The 26,311-nt window shown below is 64.3% G+C and carries 31 protein-coding genes; 12 read left to right on the top strand and 19 right to left on the bottom strand.

Features of this window, described 5'->3' with window-relative positions; genetic code table 11:
- Window position 1 precedes the first annotated feature (1 nt).
- The gene (locus LB541_RS07490) at window positions 2-721 is read right to left on the bottom strand and encodes a uroporphyrinogen-III synthase (RefSeq protein WP_263488019.1); all 720 of its coding nucleotides are present in this window, start codon (window positions 719-721) and stop codon (window positions 2-4) included.
- Window positions 721-1,647, bottom strand: coding sequence for a hydroxymethylbilane synthase (gene hemC, locus LB541_RS07485; RefSeq protein WP_140625408.1), 927 nt, complete (start codon window positions 1,645-1,647; stop codon window positions 721-723). Before hemC ends, LB541_RS07490 begins: the two co-directional genes overlap by 1 nt.
- A gap of 102 nt (window positions 1,648-1,749) precedes the next feature.
- Between hemC and tsaD the strand changes: the two genes are divergently transcribed.
- Genes tsaD through LB541_RS07455 form a run of 6 tightly spaced genes read left to right on the top strand, consistent with a single transcriptional unit; the run spans window position 1,750 to window position 5,782 of the window.
- On the top strand, window positions 1,750-2,838 hold the full coding sequence (gene tsaD / locus LB541_RS07480; RefSeq protein ID WP_224618116.1) for a tRNA (adenosine(37)-N6)-threonylcarbamoyltransferase complex transferase subunit TsaD: 1,089 nt from the start codon (window positions 1,750-1,752) through the stop codon (window positions 2,836-2,838).
- Window positions 2,835-3,872, top strand: a complete 1,038-nt coding sequence (locus LB541_RS07475) for an NAD(P)H-dependent glycerol-3-phosphate dehydrogenase (protein ID WP_224618115.1) — start codon at window positions 2,835-2,837, stop codon at window positions 3,870-3,872. The genes tsaD and LB541_RS07475 overlap by 4 nt, the downstream gene beginning before the upstream one ends.
- Before the next feature lie 23 nt (window positions 3,873-3,895).
- Complete coding sequence (locus tag LB541_RS07470) at window positions 3,896-4,192, top strand: YciI-like protein (protein ID WP_140492651.1); 297 nt, start codon at window positions 3,896-3,898, stop codon at window positions 4,190-4,192.
- Between the two features lie 28 nt (window positions 4,193-4,220).
- On the top strand, window positions 4,221-4,646 hold the full coding sequence (locus LB541_RS07465) for an EVE domain-containing protein (RefSeq protein ID WP_140492656.1): 426 nt from the start codon (window positions 4,221-4,223) through the stop codon (window positions 4,644-4,646).
- On the top strand, window positions 4,601-5,314 hold the full coding sequence (locus LB541_RS07460; protein WP_263488018.1) for a class I SAM-dependent methyltransferase: 714 nt from the start codon (window positions 4,601-4,603) through the stop codon (window positions 5,312-5,314). Before LB541_RS07465 ends, LB541_RS07460 begins: the two co-directional genes overlap by 46 nt.
- A gap of 51 nt (window positions 5,315-5,365) precedes the next feature.
- The gene (locus LB541_RS07455) at window positions 5,366-5,782 is read left to right on the top strand and encodes a DUF1761 domain-containing protein (protein WP_224618113.1); all 417 of its coding nucleotides are present in this window, start codon (window positions 5,366-5,368) and stop codon (window positions 5,780-5,782) included.
- 32 nt (window positions 5,783-5,814) lie between these two features.
- Here the strand turns inward: LB541_RS07455 and gcvA are convergent, their stop codons facing one another.
- Window positions 5,815-6,747, bottom strand: a complete 933-nt coding sequence (gcvA, locus tag LB541_RS07450) for a transcriptional regulator GcvA (protein WP_140492662.1) — start codon at window positions 6,745-6,747, stop codon at window positions 5,815-5,817.
- Window positions 6,748-6,912: 165 nt separating this feature from the next.
- Between gcvA and LB541_RS07445 the strand changes: the two genes are divergently transcribed.
- The gene (locus tag LB541_RS07445) at window positions 6,913-7,158 is read left to right on the top strand and encodes a hypothetical protein (protein ID WP_140524660.1); all 246 of its coding nucleotides are present in this window, start codon (window positions 6,913-6,915) and stop codon (window positions 7,156-7,158) included.
- 44 nt (window positions 7,159-7,202) lie between these two features.
- On the opposite strand, the gene LB541_RS07440 is transcribed toward LB541_RS07445, so the two are convergent.
- Window positions 7,203-7,799: a L,D-transpeptidase gene (locus LB541_RS07440; protein ID WP_140492667.1), complete on the bottom strand. Its 597-nt coding sequence runs from the start codon at window positions 7,797-7,799 to the stop codon at window positions 7,203-7,205.
- Window positions 7,800-7,883: 84 nt separating this feature from the next.
- On the opposite strand from LB541_RS07440, the gene LB541_RS07435 reads away from it, so the two are divergent.
- Window positions 7,884-8,567: a response regulator transcription factor gene (locus LB541_RS07435; RefSeq protein WP_091576052.1), complete on the top strand. Its 684-nt coding sequence runs from the start codon at window positions 7,884-7,886 to the stop codon at window positions 8,565-8,567.
- 121 nt (window positions 8,568-8,688) lie between these two features.
- Complete coding sequence (locus LB541_RS07430; RefSeq protein WP_140524662.1) at window positions 8,689-9,144, top strand: cyclic nucleotide-binding domain-containing protein; 456 nt, start codon at window positions 8,689-8,691, stop codon at window positions 9,142-9,144.
- 122 nt (window positions 9,145-9,266) lie between these two features.
- On the opposite strand, the gene LB541_RS07425 is transcribed toward LB541_RS07430, so the two are convergent.
- From LB541_RS07425 to tesB, 7 genes are all read right to left on the bottom strand, one after another.
- Window positions 9,267-10,073: an exodeoxyribonuclease III gene (locus LB541_RS07425; protein ID WP_140492674.1), complete on the bottom strand. Its 807-nt coding sequence runs from the start codon at window positions 10,071-10,073 to the stop codon at window positions 9,267-9,269.
- Window positions 10,074-10,203: 130 nt separating this feature from the next.
- A complete protein-coding gene (locus LB541_RS07420; protein ID WP_140513951.1) occupies window positions 10,204-10,884 on the bottom strand; it encodes an outer membrane lipoprotein carrier protein LolA in 681 nt (226 codons plus the stop codon).
- 136 nt (window positions 10,885-11,020) lie between these two features.
- Window positions 11,021-13,687, bottom strand: a complete 2,667-nt coding sequence (locus tag LB541_RS07415; RefSeq protein ID WP_224618112.1) for a DNA translocase FtsK — start codon at window positions 13,685-13,687, stop codon at window positions 11,021-11,023.
- A 213-nt stretch (window positions 13,688-13,900) separates the two neighbouring features.
- Complete coding sequence (locus LB541_RS07410) at window positions 13,901-14,176, bottom strand: hypothetical protein (RefSeq protein WP_140492681.1); 276 nt, start codon at window positions 14,174-14,176, stop codon at window positions 13,901-13,903.
- Between the two features lie 304 nt (window positions 14,177-14,480).
- Window positions 14,481-15,662, bottom strand: coding sequence for an ammonium transporter (locus LB541_RS07405; protein WP_411969768.1), 1,182 nt, complete (start codon window positions 15,660-15,662; stop codon window positions 14,481-14,483).
- A 203-nt stretch (window positions 15,663-15,865) separates the two neighbouring features.
- Window positions 15,866-16,204 (bottom strand): P-II family nitrogen regulator, encoded by a 339-nt coding sequence (locus LB541_RS07400; RefSeq protein ID WP_013528889.1) that lies wholly within the window; start codon window positions 16,202-16,204, stop codon window positions 15,866-15,868.
- A gap of 249 nt (window positions 16,205-16,453) precedes the next feature.
- Window positions 16,454-17,314: an acyl-CoA thioesterase II gene (tesB, locus tag LB541_RS07395; RefSeq protein ID WP_140524665.1), complete on the bottom strand. Its 861-nt coding sequence runs from the start codon at window positions 17,312-17,314 to the stop codon at window positions 16,454-16,456.
- A gap of 99 nt (window positions 17,315-17,413) precedes the next feature.
- Between tesB and LB541_RS07390 the strand changes: the two genes are divergently transcribed.
- Complete coding sequence (locus LB541_RS07390; protein ID WP_140670632.1) at window positions 17,414-18,673, top strand: ubiquinone biosynthesis hydroxylase; 1,260 nt, start codon at window positions 17,414-17,416, stop codon at window positions 18,671-18,673.
- Between the two features lie 13 nt (window positions 18,674-18,686).
- Here the strand turns inward: LB541_RS07390 and LB541_RS07385 are convergent, their stop codons facing one another.
- Together LB541_RS07385 and LB541_RS07380 are read right to left on the bottom strand one after the other, a co-directional pair.
- Entirely contained in the window at window positions 18,687-19,043 is a 357-nt protein-coding gene (locus LB541_RS07385) for a YciI family protein (RefSeq protein WP_140492691.1), read from the bottom strand.
- Entirely contained in the window at window positions 19,040-19,267 is a 228-nt protein-coding gene (locus LB541_RS07380) for a hypothetical protein (protein WP_140554839.1), read from the bottom strand. The genes LB541_RS07385 and LB541_RS07380 overlap by 4 nt, the downstream gene beginning before the upstream one ends.
- A 213-nt stretch (window positions 19,268-19,480) precedes the next feature.
- Between LB541_RS07380 and LB541_RS07375 the strand changes: the two genes are divergently transcribed.
- Window positions 19,481-19,906, top strand: coding sequence for an OsmC family protein (locus LB541_RS07375; RefSeq protein WP_140492697.1), 426 nt, complete (start codon window positions 19,481-19,483; stop codon window positions 19,904-19,906).
- Window positions 19,907-19,954: 48 nt separating this feature from the next.
- On the opposite strand, the gene LB541_RS07370 is transcribed toward LB541_RS07375, so the two are convergent.
- The 5 genes from LB541_RS07370 to sdhC form a co-directional block, all read right to left on the bottom strand.
- Complete coding sequence (locus tag LB541_RS07370) at window positions 19,955-20,581, bottom strand: YceH family protein (protein ID WP_140559263.1); 627 nt, start codon at window positions 20,579-20,581, stop codon at window positions 19,955-19,957.
- Between the two features lie 105 nt (window positions 20,582-20,686).
- Window positions 20,687-21,466, bottom strand: coding sequence for a succinate dehydrogenase iron-sulfur subunit (locus tag LB541_RS07365; RefSeq protein ID WP_140563951.1), 780 nt, complete (start codon window positions 21,464-21,466; stop codon window positions 20,687-20,689).
- Window positions 21,467-21,505: 39 nt separating this feature from the next.
- Window positions 21,506-23,341, bottom strand: a complete 1,836-nt coding sequence (sdhA, locus tag LB541_RS07360; RefSeq protein WP_224618111.1) for a succinate dehydrogenase flavoprotein subunit — start codon at window positions 23,339-23,341, stop codon at window positions 21,506-21,508.
- A gap of 4 nt (window positions 23,342-23,345) precedes the next feature.
- Window positions 23,346-23,741 carry a succinate dehydrogenase, hydrophobic membrane anchor protein gene (gene sdhD / locus LB541_RS07355; protein ID WP_224618110.1) on the bottom strand — a complete coding sequence of 132 codons (396 nt, stop codon included), beginning with the start codon at window positions 23,739-23,741 and terminating at the stop codon, window positions 23,346-23,348.
- 2 nt (window positions 23,742-23,743) lie between these two features.
- Window positions 23,744-24,163 (bottom strand): succinate dehydrogenase, cytochrome b556 subunit, encoded by a 420-nt coding sequence (gene sdhC, locus LB541_RS07350; RefSeq protein WP_140518100.1) that lies wholly within the window; start codon window positions 24,161-24,163, stop codon window positions 23,744-23,746.
- A gap of 444 nt (window positions 24,164-24,607) precedes the next feature.
- Between sdhC and LB541_RS07345 the strand changes: the two genes are divergently transcribed.
- Window positions 24,608-24,970: a hypothetical protein gene (locus LB541_RS07345; RefSeq protein ID WP_140518099.1), complete on the top strand. Its 363-nt coding sequence runs from the start codon at window positions 24,608-24,610 to the stop codon at window positions 24,968-24,970.
- Here the strand turns inward: LB541_RS07345 and LB541_RS07340 are convergent.
- Complete coding sequence (locus LB541_RS07340) at window positions 24,954-26,156, bottom strand: sensor domain-containing diguanylate cyclase (protein ID WP_140518098.1); 1,203 nt, start codon at window positions 26,154-26,156, stop codon at window positions 24,954-24,956. The two genes, LB541_RS07345 and LB541_RS07340, sit on opposite strands and share 17 nt — an antisense overlap.
- Window positions 26,157-26,311 lie beyond the last annotated feature (155 nt).

The following is a 26,311-nucleotide window of genomic DNA, read 5'->3' as shown; positions in this document are numbered from 1 at the left end:
CTCAGGACCCGGGCCGCAAAAGCGAAAGCAGCGCACCCTCGTCGGGCCGCGCGGCTATGTGGATGCGGTCGCCAGCGACGTCGCCAAGGACGGCGGCGATGCGATGCGACAGGGCAAAAACCCGCGTCTTGTCAAAGGCTTCATGCAGCGCAGGCCGCCTGACCAGGGCCTGCAGCGCGGTAGCCGCCCTGGCGGAATAGAGCAGCACCGCATCCGCGGTTTGCCCCGACAGACGGGCAAGCACGGCCTCGTCCGAATAGGTCACGGCGAGCGTGTCGTATGTCTCGACGGGGCGGACCCCGACGTCGGCAGCTTGCAGCCGCTGCTCGAATGCCGGGAAGCGCACGCGTCCGCAGAGATAGACAATGGTCTTGCCCTGGAATTCGCCGGCAAGACTGCCGGCAAGACCTTCGGCATTGCCGGGACCTTCGCTGACGGACAAAAATCCTGCTTCACGCGCGGCTTGCGCGGTCCTCTTGCCGACGGCATGGCAAGGCAAGTCCGAAAGCCGGGCGACGACCTCCTTAGGCGCAAAGCGCACGCCATTGGCGCTGGTCACCGCAACGGCCACGGCATTGCCGATGACGAGGTCCGCATCGATCGGCAAGGTCACCGTCTCGGTCAGCGGCAAAAGCACCGGTAGAAACCCCATGTCCTTGAGCAGTCGCGCGGTGCGGGAGGCGCTCGGTTCAGGCCGCGTCACCAGAACGCGCTGCACCATCAGGCCCAGCCGTCGAAGAATGTCTCGCCGGCCCTGGCCCGCACCGTCCTTGCCGCCTCTTCACCGATGCGGGCGGCATCCAGCGCCGGGCCTTTCATCTCGACCATGTGCGACTGCGTGCCATCAGGCGAGATGATCAATCCCGCGAAAGAAAGGTCCGCGCCGTCTATCACGGCATGACCGGCAATCGGCGTGCGGCAAGAGCCGTCGAGGGCCGCCAGGAAAGCGCGCTCGCAAGCCAGCGCCTGTCCGGTCGGCAGGTCGTGGATGGCCGCCAGCATCTGTTCGACGTCGCCATCGCCTATGCGGGTTTCGATGCCGATCGCGCCTTGGCCCGGCGCCGGCGGAAAGATGTCGAGCGGGATCAGATCGGTGACCACGTGGCCGAGCCCGAGCCGCTTCAGCCCGGCATGGGCGAGGATGGTGCCGGCGGCGACGCCTTCATCGAGCTTGCGCAGCCGCGTCTGCACATTGCCACGAAACATCACCACGTCGAGATCCGGCCGCATGCGGCGGATCAGCGCCTGCCGCCTGAGCGACGACGAGCCGACTTTGGCGCCACGCGGCAGGTCTGCAATCGTCTTAGCCGCCCTGCCGACAAAGGCGTCGCGTGCGTCCTCACGCGGCAAAAAGGCTGAGAGCTCCAGGCCGTCGGGCAACTGCGTCGGCATGTCCTTCGAGGAATGCACGGCAATGTCGATCGCGCGGGCGAGCAGCGCCTCCTCGATCTCCTTGGTGAACAGGCCCTTGCCGCCAGCTTCCGACAGCGGCCGGTCCTGGATGCGGTCGCCGCTGGTCGAGATGACGACGATTTCGAACGCTTCTTGCGGCAAACCATGCGCCGCCATAAGCCGCGCCTGGGTTTCCTGCGCCTGCGCCAGCGCCAGCGGGCTGCCGCGTGTTCCGATCTTCAAGATTGTTTGCATGGCGCGCGGTCCGTGATAACCCCCCGGCAAGCGAAGTCGCCTTTTCCGGGCGTCTCCTACCGGGGAATGCCCCGATACACAATCCTTGGGGACAGCGACCAATTGATCCGCGTTCTGGGCATTGAAACGAGTTGTGACGAGACCGCCGCCAGCGTCGTGGCGTTGGAGGGCGATGCCGCGCCCAAAATCCTGTCCAATATCGTGCTGTCGCAGATCGAGGAGCATGCCGCCTTCGGCGGGGTTGTGCCGGAGATCGCCGCGCGCGCCCATGTCGAGGCGCTGGACGGCATTGTCGAGGCAGCCCTTGCCGATTCGGGCGTGGCGCTGGCCGACATCGACGCCATCGCCGCGACCGCAGGTCCGGGCCTCGTCGGGGGCCTCATCGTCGGGCTGATGACGGCCAAGGCGATCGCGGCCGCAACCGGCAAGCCGCTGATCGCCGTCAACCATCTCGAAGGCCATGCCTTGACGGCGCGGCTGACCGATGGGCTCGACTTTCCCTATCTCCTGCTGCTGGTCTCCGGCGGCCACACACAGATCCTGGCCGTGCGTGGCGTCGGCGACTACCAGCGCTGGGCGACGACCATCGACGACGCGCTCGGCGAAGCATTCGACAAGACGGCCAAGATGCTTGGCCTGCCCTATCCCGGCGGTCCCAATGTCGAGAAGGCGGCGGCATCGGGCGATGCGGGTCGTTTTGCCTTCCCGCGTCCGATGAAGGGATCGGCGCAGCCCGATTTTTCGTTCTCCGGCCTGAAGACCGCCGTGCGCCAGGCGGCGAGCGCTATCGAGCCCTTGAGCGACCGGGACGTCGCCGACATCTGCGCGTCCTTCCAAGCGGCGGTGGCCGACGCGCTGGGCGACCGTGTCTCGCGCGCGCTCGCCCGGTTCCGCCGGGAATTCCCCGGCACGGCCGCGCCGGCGCTGGTCGTCGCCGGCGGCGTCGCCGCCAACCATACGATCAAGGCGACGCTGGAACGGCTGTGCGCCGAGGCGCGCTTCGCCTTCGTCGCGCCACCGCTGAAACTTTGCACCGACAATGCGGCAATGATCGCCTGGGCCGGCATCGAGCGGATGCGCGAAGGCCTGGCGCAAGAAAACGGCTTCGATTTCGTGCCGCGCTCGCGCTGGCCGCTGGACAGCATCTCCGCGCCGATGATCGGCTCGGGCCGGCGCGGGGCCAAGGCATGAACAAGGAGGGCATGAGCAAGGAGGGCATGAGCGGCATTGAGACCGCGCCAACCGGCTGGCGCGTTGCCGTGCTCGGTGGCGGGGCCTGGGGTACCGCTCTGGCGCTGGCCATGCTGCGCGCCGGCCATTTCGTCCGCCTTTATGCGCGCGACCCGGAGACCGTCGCCGCGATCGATCACGGCGAAAATCGACGCTATCTACCTGGCATCGCGCTCCAGGCCGGCATCGTGGCGACGAGCAACATCCAAGCCGCGCTCGACGGTGCCGATTGCGTGCTGGCGGTGACGCCGGCGCAATCGTTGCGGGCCATGCTTGCTCACGCCAACGGCCATATGCCGGCCGGCGTCCCGCTGGTGCTATGCGCCAAGGGCATCGAGCGCGATACCGGCGCCTTGCTGTCGGCGATCGTCGGGGAAATCCTGCCTGGGAATCCGGTCGCCGCTCTGTCCGGTCCGAGCTTCGCCACGGACGTTGCCCGGGGCTTGCCGACGGCGGTGGTGGTTGCCGCCCGGGACGAGGCGCTGGCGGCCAAGCTTGCCGCGCGCTTCTCGGCGGAAAATCTGCGCTGCTATTCGAATGATGATTTGATCGGCGTCGAGATCGGCGGCGCCTTGAAGAACGTCTTCGCCATCGCCGCGGGTGCCGTCACTGGCGCCGGGCTTGGCGCCAGTGCCCAGGCCGCCATGGTGACGCGCGGCTTCGTCGAACTGCGCCGCATCGGTGCCGCCTTCGGCGCCAGGCCCGAGACGTTGATGGGGCTTTCCGGCCTTGGCGACCTGCTGCTCACCTGCTCGTCCACGCAATCGCGCAACTTTGCCTACGGATTGGCGCTCGGCCAGGGCAAGCCGCTTGATGTGCTGCCGCTGGCGGAAGGCGTGCCGACGGCGGCGATCGCCGCCCGCATCGCCACCGAGCGCGGCATCGACGCGCCTATCATCGCCGCCGTCGCCGCCATACTGGACGGCACCATCACCATCCGGCAGGCTGTGGCGGCCTTGATGACCCGGCCGCTGAAGACCGAAACCGACGATTGATTCCAGCATCAGGAGACAGAGACATGTTGTTCGCGTTGATTTGCAAGGACAAGCCCGGAAGCACGCAAGTGCGCATCGATACGCGGCCGGAGCACCTCGCTTTTCTCGAAGGGCTGAACAGCGACAAGAAGCTGGCCTTCGCCGGTCCGTTCCTCGACGCCGACGGCAAGTCCAACGGCAGCCTCGTCGTCGTCGAAGCGCCTGACATGGCAGGCGCGCAGGCGCTGTCAGCCGCCGATCCCTATGCCAAGGCGGGACTGTTCGAAAGCGTCGAGGTCCGCCAGTGGAACTGGACCTTCAACAAGCCGGCGGCTAACTAATCGGCACAAGGCTGGAGGAGCAATACGAATGAACTACTGGCTGTTCAAATCCGAACCCTCGGTCTTCTCGTTCGAGGCGTTGAAGGCCAAGGGCAAGGCAGGCACGCAATGGGACGGCGTGCGCAACTATGCGGCGCGCAACAACATGAAGGCCATGCAGATCGGTGATCTCGGCTTCTTCTACCACTCCAACGAGGGGCTGAACGTGGTCGGCATCGCCGAAGTGTGCGCACTGGCTCATCCCGACACCACATCGGACGATCCGCGCTGGGAATGCGTCGACATCCGCGCCTTCAAGGATGTGCCGAACCCGCCGACGCTGGAGCAGGTCAAGGCCAATCCCAAGCTCGCCGACATGGCGCTGGTGCGGCTCGGGCGGCTTTCCGTGCAGCCGGTGACGCCGGCCGAATGGAAGGAAGTCTGCCGCATGGGTGGCCTGACGCCGGCTCCGTGACGGTTCTCACGAGCCGTAGCGCCGAACGCTTCATCCTCGAAAATACGGCGCTGATGGCGCCGCCGCATGTGCCCGAGATTGCGCTGTATCTTGCCGACGAGGCGCATGATCTGTGGCAGCGGACGGAGGACGAGCTGGTCGAGATCGGGCTGCCGCCGCCTTTCTGGGCCTTTGCCTGGGCCGGCGGCCAGGGGCTTGCCCGCCATATCATCGACAACCCGGCCATGGTGCGGGGCAAGCGCGTGCTCGACTTCGCCTCCGGCTCCGGTCTCGTCGCCATCGCCGCGGCCAAAGCCGGCGCGGCAGGGGTGACCGCCGCCGACATCGACCCGTTCTGCGCCACGGCGGTTCGCCTCAATGCGCAAGCCAATGGCGTCGCGGTCGAATTCGTCCAGAATGACTGCGTCGGAACGGATGCGGACTGGGACGTGGTTCTTGCCGGCGATGTCTTCTACGACAAGCCGTTCGCAGACCGGCTGACGCCCTGGTTCGCGGCTCTGAAGCGGCGCGGCGCCGATATCCTGATCGGCGATCCCGGCCGCTCCTATCTGCCGCGGTCGGGGCTGGAACCGCTTGGCGTCTACCAGGTGCCGGTGACGCGGGCGCTCGAGGATGCCGAAATAAAACGCACCACCGTCTGGCGGTGGAGCATCGCGCGCCCGGCTTGACGCCGCCACTGAACAGGCGTTTCCATGAGCTCCGTATCAGAGGGGGATATCATGGATTTTTCAGCGGTTAACTGGCTGGCGGTGATCGTCGCCGCAATCCTGGCGTGGCTGTTCGGCGCCGGCTGGTACACCGGTTTGAGTAAGCCATGGCTGAAGGCTGCAAAACTCGATCCGGCGACCATGAAGAGATCGTTGCTGCCGTTTCTCATCTCTTTCATCGCCGAGTTGGTCATGGCGCTTGTGATGGCCCTAGTCGTCGGCGCGGTGACTGGCGGCGAGCCGACATTGCTGGCGGGACTGGTCTTCGGTTTCGTGCTTTGGCTCGGCTTCGTCGCAACCACGCTGTCGGTCAATCATCGCTACGAGAATTTCGGCTGGGACCTGACCGTCATCGACGGCGGCCACTGGCTTGGCGTGCTGTTGATCATCGGCGCCGTGGTCGGCTGGTTCGGTGCCGCGGCGAGTTGAACGCAGCGGCGCCTGCAGGGTGGCGGCCTCCGCTACACCCTGTCCGCGGTTTGGGATTTTGCCATTTCCTCCAGAATCCACGTGCGAAAGGCAACGATACGCGGATCGTTCACCAGTTCCTTGGGATAGACCAGGAAATAGGCGAATTCCGGCGCGACCTTGATGCCGAGTTCGAAAGGCCGCACCAACCTACCTTCGGAAAGGTCGTTGGCCACCATGGCGAAATCGGCGAGCGCCACGGCGCTGCCCTCCATCGCCGCCTGGACCGCGTCGGCCGAGGTGCCGAAAACGATGGTGCGGCTGTCGTCGAAATCGTCGACGCCGGCTGCCGCCATCCACATGCGCCAGTTCGGCCAGGTCACGCCCTGACGCGCCCATTCGATATGGGCAAGCGTGTGATGGAAGAGATCGCGCGGTTCGCGCAGCGGCGGACCTGACGCCAGCAGGCTCGGGCTGCACACCGGGATGATGACGTTGTCGAACAGCCGATGCGCGCAAAGTCCCGGATATCTGCCGGCGCCGAAGCGGATGCCGACATCGACATCGTCAAGGTCGAAATCCCGCAATCCGTAGGCGATGTCGAACCTGAGTTCGATGCCTTCATGTTTTTTTCGAAAATCCTCGACCCGCCGCATCAGCCATTTCGTCGCGAATTGGGCGTCGAGCGTCACTTTCAGCAGCGTCGTGCCGCGCGTCATCTTCTGTGCCCGCGAGACGGCCTTGCCAAGCAGATCGAGCGCATCGGCAGAGGCCTCGAACAGCACCGTTCCGGCCTCCGTCAGCCGGATGCTGCGGCTGGAGCGCGTGAACAGGACGATGCCGAGCTGGTCTTCGATCTCCTTGATCTGGTGGCTGACGGCGGCTGGCGTCAGGCCGAGTTCGTCGGCGGCCCGGGTGAAATTGAGATGCCGGGCCGCTGCCTCCAGCGTCCTCAGCGCCCGGGTTCCCGGCACCAGGCGGGCCATCAGCGCGGCCCCAGAACAGACGCGGTCATGGCGTCCTGATCCTCAAAGAAAACTTGATAATCCGGAAAGAACTACTCGTTTCTCTCCAATCTTTCAATCGGGCATGATGCGACCATCGAACCAATATCAAACCGGATTTTATGTCCGGATGGAAGGAACCGTATCATGTCTCACATAGCTTTGAGAGCTCCCGCGAGCCGGCTGAACTGGCTGACCGCCGCGTTCGACTGGCTCCGCCAGGCCAAGGTCGCGGCAAGCCTGCCGCAGGACGACATCGAGGACCTGTCGGATCGCCAGTTGCGCGATGTCGGCGCCACGCGCAAAGACGTCTCCCGCGCCATGGCCCGCGAACTCGGCCGGCTGGGCCTGCTCGACATCGGCTGGCAGGTAAGGAAAGGGAATAGGAATTAGGAGTAGGCAATAGAAAGAGAACCCTACTGCCTACTGCCTATTCCCTACCTTACCACCCTCACCACCGTCCGGTCCGACAGCAGCGGCAAAAGGCGCGCCATCGTGCGTGCGGTCACCGCGACGCAGCCTTGCGTGGGCGTGAAGCCCGGGCGCGCCAGGTGGAAGAAGATGGCGCTGCCGCGTCCGCGGCGGCGCGGCGTTATATTCCAGTCGAGCACAAGGCAGGCATCATAGAGCCTGTCGTCGCGCCGCATGCGTTCGTGGCTGGCGCCGTAGGGGATCTTGACTGGCCTGTTATAGTTTCGGTCGTCGGGCACTTCGCACCAGCCGAGATCAGGCCCGATCGGCGTCATCGCCAGCCGGGTGATGCGGCCGCTGGAGAAGTGGTCTCCCCGGAAATAACCCGACAGGATCCGCATTTGGCCAAGCGGCGTGGCGCCGTCGCCTTCGCGCTTGCCCGCCGAGATGCCGCCACGCCCCAGCGCGCAGGCAAACACCGTTCTGCCCGCCTGCAGCAGCCCCTGGCTGGGACGGCCGGGCCTTGCCCGCACGGTCAGCACCCGCAGTCCTTTTCGCAAAATTGCGCCGGCTGCATTGCGATCGTGTTTTTTCTTGTATGATCGTGCCACGGAACAAATCATTGTGATCGGCTGTTGTGCCGGTCAGCTTCCGCATAAACAGGCAGCGGTCAACTGAATTTTCTTTTCAAAACAACGGATTGATCCATGACTTCACGAACCATCCTGATCGTCGACGACGATGACGACCTGCGCGGCACGTTGGTCGAGCAATTGTCTCTTTATGAGGAATTCGACGTGCTGCAGGAGTCCACTGCGGCAAAAGGCGTCGCCGCGGCGCGTGGCGGCCTCATCGACCTGCTGATCATGGATGTCGGCCTGCCCGACATGGACGGCCGCGAAGCGGTGAAGATCCTGCGCAAGGGTGGCTACAAGGCGCCCATCATCATGCTGACCGGCCACGACACCGATTCGGACACGATCCTTGGCCTCGAAGCCGGCGCCAACGACTACGTGACGAAGCCGTTCCGCTTCGCGGTGCTTTTGGCGCGCATCCGCGCGCAGCTGCGCCAGCACGAGCAAAGCGAGGACGCCACCTTCTCGGTCGGCCCCTACACCTTCAAGCCAAGCCAGAAGCTGCTGATCGACCCGCGCGGCGCAAAAGTGCGGCTGACGGAGAAGGAGGCCTCGATCATCAAATATCTCTACCGCGCCGACCAGAAGGTGGTGACGCGGGACGTGCTGCTCGAGGAGGTGTGGGGCTACAATTCCGGCGTTACCACGCACACACTAGAAACCCATGTGTATCGCCTGCGCCAGAAGATCGAGCGCGATCCTTCCAATGCGGAAATTCTTGTGACAGAAAGCGGTGGCTACAAGCTGGTTCCTTAAACATTTTATTATCCAATAAGCGGTCTGGGCGGGGCTGCTTTTGGGTGCGATCCTGTTGGAGCGGGATTCTGGATCGCACCGCAGAGGAGGGATTGGACTGACCGTTCGGGGACACAGCTAGATGGCGCTGGATGACGACATCCGCATCCTGTCAGCCGTGAGGCTTTTCGAGGGCTTCACGCAGGAACAATTGCGCCTGCTCGCCTTCGGCGCCGAGACCATGCTGCTGCAGGCAGACCACAAGCTCTATCGCGAGGACGATATGGCTGATTCGGCCTATATCGTGGTCAGCGGAGAGATCGTGCTCTACCGCGAACAGGCAGGCGGACGCATCCCTATCGGCACGGCCAGCCCCGGCACCATGCTGAGCGAACTGGCGCTGATCGCCGACACCAACCGGCTGACCAGTGCATCGGCCGCGGTCGATTCGGAGGTGATCCGGCTCAGCCGAAAGATGTTCCGCCGCATCCTGGAGGAATATCCGGATTTGGCGGCACAGCTCCACCAGCGCATCCTGGAAGACTTTCAGGCAATGATCCACCGCATCGAGAAGCTGGCGCCGCGCTTTTCCGAGTGAACGGGAGAGACAGGTGGAGTTCCGGCTGGTTCGCGCCACCGAAAATGACCTGCCCTTCATCATGGCGACCGAGCGGCTTGACGCAATTGTCGCCGGAGTGGGAAAAGCGCCGGCCCGGCTGATCAGTCCAGGTTGAACCGCGCGATGACCGGAACATGATCCGAGGGACGTTCCCAGCCACGCGCCGCCCGCAGGATTTCGTAGCCGGTGAAATCAGGCACCAGGTTCGGTGACGACCAGACATGGTCGAGCCGCCGGCCGCGGTTGGATGCCTCCCAGTCCTGCGCGCGGTAGCTCCACCAGGTGTAGAGCTTCTGTTCTGATGGCACGTTGAGCCGCATCAGGTCGACCCAGTCGCCGGCCAGCCGCATGGCCTCGAAACTCTCCGTCTCGACCGGTGTATGGCTGACCACGTTGAGCAGTTGCTTATGCGACCAGACATCGTGTTCGAGCGGCGCGATGTTGAGGTCGCCGACCAGGACCGAGGCGGACACTTCGCTGTGTTCGGCGCGGATTGCGTTCATCTCGGCGACGAAATCGAGCTTGTGCCTGAACTTGCGGTTGACCTCCGGGTCCGGTTCGTCGCCGCCCGCCGGAACGTAGAAATTGTGCAGCAGGATCGTCTTGCCGCCGGCCCGCACGGTCACCGACAAATGCCGGCTGTCGTCGATGTCGCAGAAGCGGCGCTTCTCGACCACCGCGATCGGCCGGCGCGCGACCGTCGCCACGCCGTGATAGCCCTTCTGACCGTGAAAGGCGATGTGCCCGTAGCCGAGCCTGCGGAAGGCCTTTTCGGGGAACAGCTCGTCGGGAACTTTTGTTTCCTGCAGGCAAAGCACATCGGGCGCGTATTCATCGAGCAGGCGCTCGATGATCGGCATGCGCAGGCGAACGGAATTTATGTTCCAGGTGGCGATGGAAAAGGGCATTTGGCGGGTCCGGCGAAAGATCGCCGAACTACTGCCAGCCCCGCGCCATAAAGACAAGCATTGCAGCAGTTGCGGAGGTCGGCGCCGCGCCGCCGAAACTGCACGAAAGGCTTCGCCAGCGCGAGGAAAGCTATCTGGTTTTCGTATTCAGCTCGCGATTGGCCGTATAGTCGATGGCAAACGTGTCGGGAGCGAAGCTGACGCCTTCCTTGGTGTTGAAGATCATCACCGTGGTGTCCTTGCCCTGCGCATCGGTGATCGTCCACTGGCGCAGATCATAGGTCTTCGGATCGAACATCATGGTGATCCGCGCATTGCCGAACACCGACTTGTCCGAGAGCTGGATGGTGGTGAGGTCGTCCTCTTCCTTGACGCTCTTGACGCGGTTTCCGGAGAGGTCGATCCGGTCGTCGAGCAACAGTTTCAGCGGCGTCTTCGACAAGGGATAAAGATCGGACGTGTTCAGTTTCTTGTTGAGGATGACCACCGACTTGCCGTCCGAAATCACCCGGAAATTCGAGGATCCGTCATAATTGAAGCGGATCTTGCCCGGCCTTTCCAGGAAGAACTTGCCGCCGGTCTGTTCGCCCTTGGGGCCGAACTGCACGAATTCGCCGCTCATCGACTTAACCGAGGAAAAATGATCGGCGATCTTCTGCGCGGCTGCCGGCACGGCCGCCTGCGCGGACGCCAGCAACTCGAATCCGGGCACCACGTTGAGGGCGGCAGCGCCCGCGAGCACCAGGCCGAGGCCAAGCAACTGGCGGCGCGTCGGGGCAAGATCGCCGAGCGCGGAAAGATCGTTTTTCATGTCGGTCACTCTCATCTTGAGTCCTGATTTGTTGTTGTCCTGAACCCCCAGTTGGGCTGAAGTTTGACGGCGCGAACACTGCTTGACCGCTTGAACGCGCCAGAAGGTTCAAAGTTGCCGCCGGTATTTGTCGCGATCAGAATTTGTCCTCTTCGGTCGGCACCAGGATCTCGCGTTTTCCGGCATGGTTGGCGGGGCCGACAATGCCTTCTTTTTCCATCTTCTCGATGATCGAAGCGGCGCGGTTGTAGCCGATGCCCAGACGCCGCTGGATATAGCTGGTCGAGGCCTTGCCGTCGCGCAACACCACGGACACCGCCTGGTCGTAAGGATCGTCGGAATCCTCGAAATTGCCGCCGCCGCCGCCCGAGCCGCCCTTGCCGGAGGGCTCGTCCTCGTCCTCATCATCGTCCTCGGTGATGGCGTCGAGATATTCCGGCACGCCCTGCAGTTTCAGATGCGCGACGATCTTCTCGACCTCGTCGTCGGAGACGAACGGGCCGTGCACGCGCTGGATGCGGCCGCCGCCGGCCATGTAGAGCATGTCGCCCATGCCGAGCAGCTGCTCGGCGCCTTGCTCGCCCAAGATGGTGCGGCTGTCGATCTTCGACGTCACCTGGAAGGAGATGCGGGTGGGGAAGTTGGCCTTGATGGTACCGGTGATCACGTCGACAGACGGACGTTGCGTCGCCATGATGACATGGATGCCGGCGGCGCGCGCCATCTGCGCCAGGCGCTGGACGGCACCCTCGATGTCCTTGCCGGCAACCATCATCAGATCGGCCATTTCGTCGATGATGACGACGATGTAGGGCATCGGCTCGAGGTCGAGATTCTCGGTCTCGTAGATCGCCTCGCCGGTCTGGCGGTCGAAGCCGGTCTGCACCGTGCGCGAGATCTTTTCGCCCTTCTTCTCCGCCTGTTGGACGCGTGCGTTGAAACCGTCGATATTGCGCACGCCGACCTTCGACATCTTGCGGTAGCGGTCTTCCATCTCCCGCACGGTCCATTTCAGCGCAACCACCGCCTTCTTCGGGTCGGTGACGACAGGCGTCAAAAGGTGCGGGATGCCGTCATAGACCGAGAGCTCCAGCATCTTGGGATCGATCATGATCAGCCGGCATTCCTGCGGCGTCAGCCGGTAGAGCAGCGACAGGATCATGGTGTTGATGGCGACCGACTTGCCCGAGCCGGTGGTGCCGGCGACCAAGACGTGCGGCATCTTGGCGATATCGACGATGACCGCCTCGCCGTTGATGGTCTTGCCCAGCGCCAGCGCCAGCTTGGCCTTGGTGGTCTCGAAATCGCGGCTGGCCATGATTTCCCTGAGATACACCGTCTCGCGCTTGGCGTTCGGCAATTCGATGCCGATGGCGTTGCGGCCCGGCACCACGGCGACGCGGCAGGCGATGGCGCTCATCGAGCGGGCGATGTCGTCGGAGAGGCCGATGACGCGCGATGATTTGATGCCTGGCGCAGGCTCCAGCTCATAGAGCGTGACGACGGGGCCGGGGCGGACATGGATGATCTCGCCCTTGACGCCGAAATCCTCCAGCACGCCTTCGAGCAGGCGGGCGTTCTGTTCCAGCGCGTCTTTCGAGAGGCTCGGGTCGCGCGCGATGTTCTTCGGTTCGGACAGGAAATGCAGCGACGGCATCTCGAATTTTTCCGAGCCGATCAACGAGGTCTGCGCCTCGCGCTGGACGCGCGCACCCGGAGCCGGGCGCGGCGCCGGCGCTTCAACGCGCGTGGCGGCATCCGAGCGGAACGGCTGGACCTTTGCGGTGGAAGCCGCGCGACGCTGGACGAGGGGTTCATCGTCGAAATCGACATCGCCATCGCCGGTGTCGAAGCGATCGTCGAAGACGTCATCGTCCGGATCGACGGAAACGCTGCGGTCGTTGACCATGGCGGCGAAGAATTCCGGTTCGACGCGGGCACGGCCATCCGGGCTCATCCGCTGCTCGGCGAACTCGGCCGATTCGACCCGTTCGGCGGCACGCCGCCAGGCGCTGGCGCGCGGCTCCATTCCCGGCTCGAATTCGTCCCGCCGCTGCCTGCGGCGCACGGCGCGGCGGTGCATCCACGCGCGGAACGAAAGCCACCAATGGGTCATTGCGCCGAGCGCCAGCATGCCTTCGTCGCCTTCATCCTCGTCATTGTCGAACAGCAGCTCATCCTCACGCGGATCGGCGGCGGCCGGTTCCTCCATGACGGCGAAACCGTTCTTGCGTGCGATCAGCGCCGAACCGTAGGCGAACAGCCATAGCGCCGGACCGGCCATCAGAATGGCGAGCACGCTGGCCACCAGCCCGGTCGGATAGCCACCGATGACGACGCCCGGAATCTTCAGTACCATGTCGCCGAACACGCCGCCGAGCCCGGTCGGCAGCGGCCAGGTCTTGGGCGGCACCACGCAGCCGGCGATCGCGGCGGCCAGCAGGGCAAAGCCGAACCAGAACAGACCGCGCCTGGGCAGCCTGTCGACGCCGCGCGCCGAAAACAGGAGATATCCCCAGATCACGGCCGGAACCAGCGCCGCCACGGCGGCAAGGCCGAAGAACTGCATGGCGATGTCGGAGAAGACAGCACCCGCATAGCCCATGGCATTGGTGATGGTGTTGGCTGTGGCGTGCGAGAAGCTCGGGTCGGCGACATTCCAGGTGGCCAGGCTGGCGACGCCGAAAGCGGTGAACGCGAACATGCCGGCGCCGACAAGCCGGCCGACCTGGCGTCGCGCGAATGCCTGGATGCCGTGCCCCGTATCGGTCAGCGCGAGCGGTGCTGAAGCCCCTGAACGCATGCTCTTCCCCGTCAGTGATTGCCTGGCCCGAGCGCGTGACGCACTTCGGCAGATTTGGCTGCCAGACTATGCGTGGGAAGGTTAAGGCCGCATTAACCATGGCAAGGGCCCCACCCGCCTGCCGCAAATAACAATGGCGAGCCTCACGGCCCGCCATTTCTGCATCGGCAACGGCAGGGTGATCAGGCTCGGTGGGCCTGATCCGCTGCGGTCTCAGTTGGCTCCGCCGAGCGCCTGGACGTTGGCGCAGAACTCGGCGTGCGGCTTGCTCATCGCCGCGTCCTGGCATTCCTTCTTCATCGTATCCTGTTTTTCCATTGGCATGGCCATGAAAGCGGTCTTGAATTCCGCCATTGGCTTCATGGTTTTCATGCTGGAATCGGTGAAGAACGGGGCCATATTGTCGGGTTCGTCGAGAGCCCCGGCAAATGCCATGCCGCTGACCATGGAAAGAGCGAGCGCGCCGAGGCAGATATTCTTGACGTTCATTGGATAGTTTCCTTCCCTATTGTTTGCAACGACCGCCGAACAGTGGTCGTGCCCGGGAGTTCGATGCCAAGACGTCCGATGTTTCCTCGAAAATCTCAATCACGCGAACGTGATTGCGCTCGTTCAATCAAACGGGCTCCAAAAAAGAGGCCCGGAGCGATCCGGGCCTCAAGGCGTGAGCACCTTGCGGAGCGTCACGACGGGATTTCAAGTTCCAGAAGACGTGCAGCGGTTTTCCGTACGCGATTACAGAAAGAGATGGGACCGGCGGGAGGAGGTCCGCCGGTCCCATGGCAAAGAGGCCTTACGGCACCACTTCGCCGTGCTGGCTGATGTCGAGACCCTCGACCTCTTCCTGGGTCGATGGACGCAGGCCGACGAGCGCCTTGACGATGTAGAGGATGACGAAGGTGGCGATTGCCGTCCACAGGATGGTGAAGACGATGCCGTAGAGCTGCTTGCCGATCGACGCGCCCGAGGACAGGCTGTTGATTGCCGGGTCGGCGAGCACGCCGGTCAGCAATGCGCCGACCACGCCGCCGACGCCATGGACGCCGAAGGCATCGAGCGAGTCGTCATAGCCGAACATGTGCTTTACCTTGACCGCCGAGATGTAGCAGACGACGCCGGCGACGATGCCGACGATGAAGGCGCCCGTCGGGTTGACGAAGCCGGAAGCCGGCGTCACCGCGACAAGGCCGGCGACGGCGCCGGAGATGATGCCGAGCACCGAGGGCTTCTTGGCGACGATCCATTCGGCGAACATCCAGGCCAGCGCCGCTGCCGCGGTGGCAACCTGGGTGTTGAGCATCGCGGCACCGGCGAGGCCGTCGGCGGCGAGTTCCGAACCGGCGTTGAAGCCGAACCAGCCGACCCACAGCAGCGAAGCGCCGATCACGGAATAGACCAGGTTATGCGGCGCCATGTTGGTGGTGCCGTAGCCTTCGCGCTTGCCAAGGACCAGGGCGCAGACGAGACCCGCGACACCGGCATTGATATGGACGACCGTGCCGCCGGCGAAGTCGAGCACGCCGGCAGCGCCGAGGAAGCCGCCGCCCCAGACCCAATGCGCGATCGGCGCATAGACGACCAGCAGCCACAGCGCCATGAAGATCAGCAGGGCCGAGAACTTCATGCGCTCGGCAAAGGCGCCGGCGATCAGGGCCGGGGTGATGATGGCGAAGGTCATCTGGAACATCGAAAAGACGAATTCAGGAATGTTGGCCACGCCCGGCGCCCACAGCGTCGAGGTGGTGATGCCGTGATGGAAGAACTTCGAGAAGCCGCCGAGATAGGCATTCATGCCGCCGCCGTCGGAAAAGGCCAGCGAATAGCCGAACATGAACCACAGCACCGTCACCAGGCAGGTGATGGCGAAGCTCTGCATGACGGTGGCAAGCACGTTCTTCTTGCGCACCATGCCGCCGTAGAACAGTGCCAGGCCGGGGATGGTCATCATCAGCACCAGCGCCGTCGAAGTCAGCATCCAGGCGGTGTTGCCGGTGTCGAGCGCCGGGGTGGGAGCGGCCGGCGCGGCGGCAGCCGCGGCCGGAGCCGCTTCCTGCGCGAAGGCGGCGACGCTGCCCAACGCTGCGAGAGCGAGCGAGCCAAAAAGGGCGGCGCGTCCCGTCTTCTTCAAGGTGGAAGGAATATTCATTGAACTCTCCATTGGAATACGTGTTCGCCGCTTCAGAGCGCGTCGGTGTCTGTTTCGCCGGTGCGGATGCGCACCGCCTGGTCGATGCCGAAAACGAAGATCTTGCCGTCGCCGATCTGACCGGTCTTGGCGGCTGCGGTGATGGCCTCCACGGCCTTGTCGACCATGTCGGCGCTGACCGCGACCTCGATCTTGATCTTCGGCAGGAAACTGACCGCGTATTCCGCCCCGCGATAGATTTCCGTGTGCCCCTTCTGACGCCCGTAGCCTTTGACTTCGGTGACGGTCAGGCCCTGGATGCCGACGGCGGTAAGCGCTTCGCGTACCTCGTCGAGCTTGAACGGCTTGATGATTGCCATCACGATTTTCATAAGGTTTCACCCTTTTGCTGTTGCGGTCCCCCGCGTTTGCACACCTTCACCGATCCCGAGGAGCCGGAGAGTGCCGACGAGGATTCAAGCTCCGTGCCAATTGCCGAAGCAGCGTGTTAACTGGTTGTAAACAAAGGAATTGACGCACCGGCGATCGCACCGTACCGATGAGCGCGGCACAGCTTCTGCTCAATAATTAAGCAGTTTTCAGAAAACGCCTATTTGGCGGGCTTTGGTCGAAAGGACTGCTCAACGCTTGAGCCGGATCAAGCCTTCCTGGGCCATCGAGGCGATCAGCGTGCCGTCGCGGGCATAAAGCGTGCCGCGGCTGAATCCGCGCGATCCCGAGCTCGAGGGGCTGTCCTGCGCGTAGAGCAGCCAGCCGTCGAGCGAATGCGGGCGGTGGAACCACATCGAATGGTCGAGGCTGGCCGCCTGGATGTCGGGATCGAACAGCCCGCGCCCATGCGCGAAGGTCGAGGTGTCGAGCAGCGTCATGTCGGAGAGATAGGCGAGCAACACCGATTGCAGCGCGCGGTCGTCTGGGACGGGACCGGCGAGGCGGATCCAGACATTCTGCCGGGGCGGCAGCTTGTCACGGCTTTCATAGTGCTGGAGATTGACCGGCCTGAGCTCCAGCGGTCGCTCGCGCGCCCAGAAGCGTCGCACCGCTTCCGGCACCCGGTCGGCCTTTTCGAGCAGTTGGCGCTGCGTCTTCAGCCCTTCCGGCGGCGGCACGTCGTCGGGCAAAGCGAACTGGTGCTCCAGCCCCTTCTCATCGACCTGGAACGAGGCTTCCAGCGAGAAGATCGCGTTCCCGTGCTGGATCGCCAGCACCCGGCGGGTGGTGAAGGAGCCGCCGTCGCGGATGCGGTCGACCTCGTAGATGATCGGCACCTTGATGTCGCCCGGCCGCATAAAATAGCCGTGCAGCGAATGCACGTAGCGGTCGGGCTCGACGGTCCGCTGCGCCGCCACCAGCGCCTGGGCGATGGTCTGGCCGCCGAACACGCGCTGCCACTCCACCTGGGGGCTGCGACCACGATACAGATTGTGTTCCAGCCTCTCGAGGTCGAGAATGCGCAGAAGCTCGTCCATGGCCGCCGTCATGTGTCGTGACCTCGCCTCAAGATTTCCTCGGCGGGTTTCCGACAGGAAGGACGGGCCGTCAAGAGCGGATGGCAGGCTGGCTTGCAAGGAGCGAAGACCATGGAAGGCAAGGCAGAGGCGAAAACCAGGTCCGGGCTCGATGTTCTGGTCGCCGGCGCCGGCTATGTCGGCCTGGCTGCCGCCGTGTCGCTGAAACAGGCGCAACCGGAGCTTGCCGTGGCCCTGGTCGATGCCGCACCCGCCGGCTCCTGGCAAAGGGACGGGCGTGCCTCGGCCATTGCGGCGGCCGCCTGCCGCATGCTCGAGCGGCTCGGCGTCTGGGCCGAGATCGCGCCGGAAGCGCAGGCGATCACCGAGATGATCATCACCGATTCGCGTACCGCCGATCCGGTGCGCCCGGTCTTCCTCACTTTCGACGGCGAGGTGGCGCCGGGCGAGCCCTTCGCGCATATGGTGGCCAACCGGGTGCTGAACGGCGCCTTGCGCCGCAGCGCCGAAAAGCTCGGCGTCGACATCATCGAAGGCGTTGCCGTGCAAGGGTTCGAAACCAATGGTGCGGGCATCACCGTGCATCTGGCCGACGGCGCGACGCTGAAGGCGCGGCTGCTGGTCGCCGCCGACGGCGTCAACTCGAAGCTGCGCGACATGGCCGGCATCAAGACGGTGAAATGGGAATACGGCCAGTCCGGCATCGTCTGCACCGTGGCACATGAACGGCCCCACAACGGCCGTGCCGAAGAGCATTTCCTGCCCGCCGGCCCCTTCGCCACGCTGCCGCTGAAGCCGGGCGAGGACGGCTCCAACCGCTCGTCGATCGTCTGGGTCGAGCGGTCGGAAGATGCTCAGACGCTGGTCGCCGGCGACGACCTCCTCTTCGAGCATGAGCTGGAACAGCGTTTCGGCCTCAAGCTTGGCGAGATCCGCGTCGCCGACAAGCCGCGCGCCTGGCCGCTGGGTCTTACCATCGCGCGCGCCTTCGTCGCGCCGCGCGTGGCGCTTGCCGGCGATGCCGCCCACGGCATCCACCCGATCGCCGGCCAGGGCCTCAATCTCGGCTTCAAGGATGTCGCCGCCCTGGCCGAGGTGATCGTCGAAGCCGACCGGCTGGGCCAGGATATCGGCGCGCTCGACGTGCTCGAGCGCTACCAGCAATGGCGTCGTTTCGACACGGTGCAGATGGGCGTCACGACAGATGTGCTGAACCGGCTGTTTTCCAACGATATCGGCCCGCTGCGCGCGGTGCGCGACATCGGCCTCGGCCTGGTCGAGCGCATGCCACGGCTGAAGGAATTCTTCATCCGCCAGGCGTCGGGGCTTTCAGCCGGCACGCCGCGCCTTTTGAAGGGCGAGGCGATCTGACCCGCCGCGCCGCTTATGACCCGGGCACGTCATAGATCGCCCGGACCTCGATCGTGCCGAGTTCGGCCAGCGGAATGCCGCCGGCGATGTCCAGTGCCTCCTGGAGGTCCTTCGCCTCGATCATGACGAAGCCGAGCAACTGCTCCTTGGTTTCGGCGAACGGGCCGTCGGTGACCAGCCGCTTGCCCTTGCGACGGCGCACGGTTTTCGAGGTCTTCACCGATTGCAGCGCCTGCGCGACGATGAGCTTGCCTTGTTGGTCCAAGGACCGGTCATAGGCCAGCGAATCGGCGTCGAGCTTGGCCGATCCTTCCGGGGTGAGCGCGTAGAGGTCTTTCTCCTCACCATAGACCAGGCAGACATATTTCATTTCGCGCTCCCTTGCTGCGATGAATCATAGGATGCGGTGACGAGCGTGTCAGCCTTGCCTTCGACCGCTGCCGCATGGTCGAGAAGGCATGCCGCGACCGCGATGATGGCGACAGCCGCCAGCAGCCTGCGGACGCCGGACGGCGGTGGCTCCAGCCAGAAGTCTTGCCGTCGTTGAGCCTTGCGGCCCGGGGTCTTCCATATTGCGAAAAACAGATTGTCCATGTGAACCTCCATCCGGCCACAATCCCGTGGTCGCCCGCAGGACGGCCGGGCCGAATGGAAGCCGACATTTTTGCACGCGGTTTTTTTTCTAAAGGAATGAACCGTCATCACGCCGTGGTCCAAACAGCGCAGTGGTCTTCGCGCATGCCCGCGTTATAGTTGGCCGGACGCTGGGCTCACCTGGACAAGTTCACGACAACCAAGGAGGAATTCATGGACCGCACCGCAACCGCCGTCTGGAAGGGCAATCTGAAGGACGGCAAAGGCACGCTCGACAGCCAGAGCGGGACCCTGAACGGCACGCCCTATTCGTTCAAGGCACGCTTCGAGGACGAGAGCGGCAAATCCGGCACCAATCCGGAAGAGCTGATCGCGGCCGCGCACGCCGGCTGCTACGCCATGCAGCTGTCGCATTTCCTGGCCGAGAACGGCACCCCGGCGGCCGAGCTCGACGCCAAGGCCGTGGTGACGCTGGTTCCCGGCACCGGCATCACGGGCAGCGCGATCACCCTTGTCGGCAAGGTGCCCGGCATCGACGCCGCGAAGTTCAAGGAATTGGCCGAGAAGGCCAAGGCCGAATGCCCTGTTTCCAAAGCGCTGGGCGCCATCAACGTATCGCTCGACGCCAGGCTCGGCTGAGACCACGGCATCCCGGCGCGCATGGTCGCGCCGGACACGCCCGACCGCTCAGGCGCCCAGCGCGTCGAGCCGGGCGCGAAGGGCTGCGACTTCCTGCTCCAGCGCCTCCACTCTCGCTTCGAGGTCGGAAGCGGGCACGGCCGATGCAGTGCGCTGCGCCGACAGGGCGGCAACGTCAACCGGCCCGGCGAGGAGATGCACATAGCGGTCCTCGCGTTGGCCTGGACCGCGCGGGATTTCCTGAACGAGCGGCGGTCGACGGCCGATCAGCATATCGAGTTCACCGCGCAAATCCTCGATCGATGAAAACCTTGCCATGCGCTCGCTGCGTGCCAACAATTCATGCGCCGTCTGCGGCCCGCGCAGCAAAAGCAGACCGACCAAGGCGGTCTGAGGCGTGGTCAGCGAGAAGCGCTGCGCCATCTGGTGCTCGTAGCGCTCGACGCGGGAGCCGAACATCTGCCGCACCAGCCCCTTCTGCTCGAGCAGCTTCAGCGCCCGGTGCACCTCTGTCTGCTCCAGCGCCATGACGGGCTCGCGCGCCGTCTTCTGGTTGGCGGCGGCAAGCGCTGCGTTGAGGGTCAACGGATAGACGTCCGGCGTCAGCTCCTTCTTCTCGATGAGGCAGCCGAGCACACGCGCTTCGGGAGGAGACAGGATGGGGAGGTCCGTCATTGGATTGCAATCCTTTTTGAAGCTGGCAAGACAGCGCCCCTTTTGTCCTGCCGGAGAAAGGGGGCGCGAAGGATCGCTGCGTTCAAGATTGCCGCGAGCGAGCGCCTAAACCCTTCTCTCCACCATCATCTTCTTGATTTCCGCGATCGCCTTGGCCGGATTCAAGCCCTTGGGGCAGGTCTGCGCGCAGTTCATGATGGTGTGGCAGCGATAGAGCCGGAAGGGGTCCTCGAGATTGTCGAGCCGCTCGCCCTTGGCCTCGTCGCGGCTGTCGATCAGCCAGCGATACGCCTGCAGCAGGGTTGCCGGGCCGAGATAACGGTCGCCGTTCCACCAATAGCTCGGGCAAGAGGTCGAGCAGCAGGCGCACAATATGCATTCGTAGAGCCCGTCGAGCTTCTCACGCTCCTCATGGCTCTGCAGCCATTCCTTGGCGGGCTGCGGCGAGACCGTCTTCAGCCACGGTTCGATCGAGGCGTGCTGGGCGTAGAAATTGGTGAGGTCGGGCACCAGGTCCTTGATGACGGGCATATGCGGCAGCGGGTAGATCTTGACGGCACCCGATATGTCGTCGCAGCCCTTGGTGCAGGCGAGCGTGTTGGAGCCGTCGATATTCATGGCGCAGGAGCCGCAGATGCCTTCCCGGCAGGAGCGGCGCAAGGTCAGCGTCGGGTCGATCTTGTTCTTGATCCAGAGCAGCGCATCCAGCACCATCGGCCCGCAATCGTCCATGTCGACGAAATATGTGTCCATGCGCGGGTTCTCGTCATCATCCGGCGACCAGCGGTAGATGCGATATTCCCTGAGATTGGTCGCGCCTTCCGGCTTCGGCCAGGTCTTGCCCTGCTGGATCTTCGAGTTCTTGGGGAGCGTGAGTTCGACCATTACCTCAGGTCCTTTCGGATGACGCGGCTGGACGTCATTTCAATACACCCTGGCCTTGGGGGCGATCTTGGCGAGACTGATGCCGCCGTCCTTTTCGGCCAGCAGCGGTTCGGTGTGCACCGGACGATAGGAGAGCGTCACCTCACCGGTCTCGCTCAGATGGGCGAGCGTGTGCTTGCGCCAGTTGGCGTCGTCGCGGGCCGAGAAATCCTCCCGCGCGTGCGCGCCACGGCTCTCCTTGCGGGCCTCGGCGCCGTAGACCGTGGTGATGGCGTTGGCCATCAGGTTTTCCAGCTCCAGCGTCTCCACCAGGTCGGAGTTCCAGATCATCGAGCGGTCGAAAACCTTTATGTCCTTGAGCTCGCCCCAGATCTGCGAAATGCGCTTGCAACCGTTCTCCAGCGATTCCTGCGTGCGGAACACCGCCGCGTCTTCCTGCATGGCGCGCTGCATCTTTTCGCGCAGAACCGCCGTCGACGTCGAGCCGTTGGCGTGGCGCAGCCGGTCGAAGCGGTCCATGATCTTGTCGACCGAGGCCTGGTTGGGCGACGGGATTGCCGATTTGCGGTCGATGACCTGGCCGGCACGGATCGCCGCCGCGCGGCCGAACACGACCAGGTCGATCAGCGAGTTCGATCCCAGCCGGTTGGCGCCGTGCACCGAGGCGCACCCGGCCTCGCCTACCGCCATCAAGCCGGGCGAGACCCGATCGGGATTAAGGATCGTCGGGTTGAGCACCTCGCCCCAGTAATTGGTCGGCACGCCGCCCATATTGTAGTGCACCGTCGGCAGCACCGGAATCGGCTCCTTGGTGAGGTCGACGCCGGCGAAGATCTTTGCCGATTCCGAGATGCCGGGCAGCCGCTCGTGCAGCACCGCCGGATCGAGATGATCGAGGTGCAGGAAGATATGGTCCTTGTTCTTGCCGACGCCGCGGCCTTCGCGGATTTCCAGCGTCATGCAGCGCGAGACGACATCGCGCGAGGCAAGGTCCTTGGCCGACGGCGCGTAGCGCTCCATGAACCGCTCGCCCTCGGAGTTGACGAGATAGCCGCCCTCGCCGCGCGCGCCTTCCGTGATCAGGCAGCCGGCGCCGTAGATGCCGGTCGGGTGGAACTGCACGAACTCCATGTCCTGTAAGGGGAACCCCGCCCGCGCGGCCATGCCGCCGCCGTCGCCGGTGCAGGTGTGGGCCGATGTGGCCGAGAAATAAGCGCGGCCATAGCCGCCTGTCGCCAGCACAACCATCTTGGCCGAGAAGCGGTGGATGGTGCCGTCGTCGAGGTTCCAGGCGACGACGCCGGTGCATGTGCCGTCCGGCTCCATGATCAGGTCGAGCGCGAAATACTCGATGAAGAACTGCGCGTTGTTCTTAAGCGACTGGCCGTAGAGCGTGTGCAGGATGGCGTGGCCGGTGCGGTCGGCGGCCGCGCAGGTGCGCTGCACCGGCGGGCCATCGCCGTAATTCATCATGTGGCCGCCGAACGGCCGCTGGTAGATCTTGCCCTCTTCCGTGCGCGAGAACGGCACGCCGTAATGCTCGAGTTCGTAGACGGCGGCCGGCGCTTCACGCACCAGATATTCCATGGCGTCGACATCGCCCAGCCAGTCCGAACCCTTGACGGTGTCGTACATGTGCCACTGCCAGGAGTCCGGGCCCATGTTGGAAAGCGAAGCGGCAATGCCGCCCTGCGCCGCCACCGTGTGCGAGCGGGTCGGGAAAACCTTGGTGATACAGGCGGTGCGCAGGCCCTGTTCGGCCATGCCCAGCGTAGCGCGCAGTCCCGCGCCCCCGGCACCGACGACCACGACGTCGAATTTGTGGTCGACATAGGTATAGCCTGCCGTATTGGCTTCTTTCGCGTCCTTGGCCAAAACGTCAGCCTCCGAATGCCAGTTTGAGCAGGGCGAAGAGCGAAGCCACGCCGACCGCTACGGTGAAGAAAGTGTTGAGGGCGATCAGCGCCAGCTTCATGCCTTCGCCATGCACGTAATCCTCGATGATCACCTGCATGCCGATCCGCATGTGATAAAGCGGCGAGATGAGCACAAGGGCCATCATCAGCGCCACGAGCGGGTTGGCGAGCGCTGCCCGCACCTCCGCATAACCGGCGCCGTTGAGCGCGACCAGGAACCCGCTGAAGAACAGGATCAGCGGGATGTTGGCGATTGCCGTGAGGCGCTGGCGCCAGAAATGCCCGGTGCCTTCGCGGGCCGAGCCCAGGCCGCGGACTTTCGCCAGCGGCGTGCGCATGTCGGTCTTTCCAGTGCTCATGGTCAGGCTCCTCGCGCCATATAGCCGGCGATCCAGATCAGCAGCGTGAGCAGGACCGAGCCGGCCAGGGTCGCCCAGGCGATCTTGGAGGCGGTATGCTTTTCGAGACCGGCGCCGGTATCCCAGATCAGGTGGCGCACGCCGCCCAGCATGTGGTGCATGAGCGCCCAGGTGTAGCCGAACAGGATCAGCCGTCCGAGCCAGGTTCCGAAGGCCCAGCTCACCCAATCGAAAGTGGCTTGCGAGCTCGCCGCCGCCATCAGCCATATCGCGACCAGGAGCGTGCCGAAATAGAGCGCGCCACCGGTGATGCGATGGATGATCGACATCGTCATGGTGATCGGCGGCCGGTACACGCTGAGGTGCGGCGAAAGCGGCCGTTCACGTCTGGCGAATTCGCGGGTGGCTGGTGATTTGCTCATGGCTCCCCCAGTTCGGCGTTCCTGGAGCCTCAGGTGGAAATGCGGCATTGCCGCTTCCGGTTGCGACTTCGGACAGCCGGTTTCTAATGCTCTTTTTGCACCGCGTCAAAGCCAGAAAACCGTTTCGAAAACGTAATTTAGTCTGATTAAAAGGCAGGTCCGGGCTTCAATCGATTAGGCGTCGGCGATGCCAAGCCGGCCCGTTCTCGCTGCGGTGCAGCATATATGTGGCCGGCGCGGGCTTCGGCTCAGCGGGTGCAGGTCAGCGGCGCCGAGCCCGCCTTCATCACCAGCGCCTCGCGACCGTCGATCACGATCGCGTCATGTGCCTCGTTAACCATGTTTATCAAGACATGGGTGAGAACCGCGCCAGCCTCTTAACAAAGGTTAAGAAAAGGTTAATTTCCGATTCGAGGAGGCTTTGTCTCCAACATGGAGGACGCCATGCGTTCGAATTCGGGCAGATCGCGCCTTGCGGCGTTCACAGTGGCGGTATTGGCCGTCGGCTTCGCCGCGCCGGCGCTGGCGGACGGACGCCACCAGGATCGGGTCTACGCCGATTCCTTCGGCAATCTCGTCATCGACAGTGCCGCCGGCTACAAGCGCATCCTCGTCGGTGAAGGCAAGCTCGCCAAGCAACTGTCCGACTATACCAGCGCCGGCCAGCCCAAGGTGATCTACGAGAACGGGGCTGACGAGATGTCGGGCTATGGTGACTGCTATCGGCCGCCGGTGTTCGTGAAGGGGCGCAGTTATATGTATGGCCTCTCCGACGGCGAAATGCCCGAGCTCAGCCCCTGCCGCTGAACAGCGCCACGGCCTCTGGCCTGGCTGGCCCGGCGGAAACGCGCACGCAGTCGCGCCCGGCATCCTTGGCCTGATAGAGCGCTTCATCGGCACGCCGCATCAGATCGGAAAAATGCTCGCCGGCATGAAGCTCGGCGACGCCGAAGCTTGCCGTGCAGCGATTGTCGGCGGGGAGCCCGTCGATGGGCAGCGTCCCGAAGGCGCTGCGCGCGCCTTCGGCGAACAGCCGCGCGGCGGCAAGGTTGGTGCCTGGCAGGATGATGGCGAACTCCTCGCCGCCTATACGACCGGCGACATGGTGGTCGGCCGCGGCCTCGCGCAGGAAGCGGGCAAAGGCCTCGATGACCCGGTCGCCCGAGGCATGGCCGTAATTGTCGTTGATGGACTTGAAGTGGTCGAGATCGGCGATGACCAGCGCGACTGGGACGCCCCGGCGCGCCGCTTCCCCCAGCGCCCTCTCGGCGTGATGCTCGAAGCCGCCGCGGTTGAGGAGCCGCGACAGCGTGTCCGTTTCCGATTTCGACGTCGCCTCGGCGAGCACGTCGCGCACCAGTATGGCCAGCGCCAGCAAGGCCAGCGCCACGCCGAACACGGTGCCGAGCGATTGCGATACCAGGGCATAGCTGGTCTGCAGATAGGATTGTGGGGCGGCGCCGCGGCCGCCAAGCGCATCGGCGATGAATGGCTTGCTGGCGAACTGCATGGCGCTGGCCGCCAGCACCGCCATCAGCATCCGATCGAGCCGGCCACGCCTTTGCCTGGACGACCAGACAATGCCGAACCCGGTAAGCTGCATGACGGCGTAGGGCAGTTGGTAGGCCATCTTGCTGACTAGGGACTGGCGCGGCAGATCCTGGGCGAAATAGACCGCGACAGACGCAACGGCCAGGATCAGGAGCATCGCCGACCAGGGCGGCGTCACGCCGTATCTATGCGCAAGCCCGCCGTTGAAGGCGATGGTGGCGCCAAGGAAAACGGCAAAGGCTGCGACGACCACCAGCCGCGCATTGTCGAAGGCGGGAATGCTGAATTCCACGACGAAATAGGCCATGCCCAGCACATAGCCGAACGCCAGCCAGCGTGCCGAGACGCGTCCGATGTCATAGACGGCGATCGCCATGAAGGCCGCCGCCAGCAGCCCGGCAACGAACAGATTGATGACAAGGATGAAGTCCGCGCCGCCCATGATTTCCCAAGCCCCTGACGGCAGCAAACCATCGACGGGCGAAAAAGAAGTTAACGTCAGGTCATACCGGAGGCTCGCGCACGCCTCGGACATTGGCCGAACGATGTTTGCCATCGCCTTTCAGGGAAGCAAGGAACGAAGCGGTGCGGCGCGGG

Origin of the sequence: Mesorhizobium sp. BR1-1-15, from assembly GCF_020165475.1 — a bacterium.
Taxonomy (GTDB): domain Bacteria; phylum Pseudomonadota; class Alphaproteobacteria; order Rhizobiales; family Rhizobiaceae; genus Mesorhizobium.
Note: the sequence above shows the minus strand (reverse complement) of the source record. Positions and strands in the feature narration are given on the sequence as shown.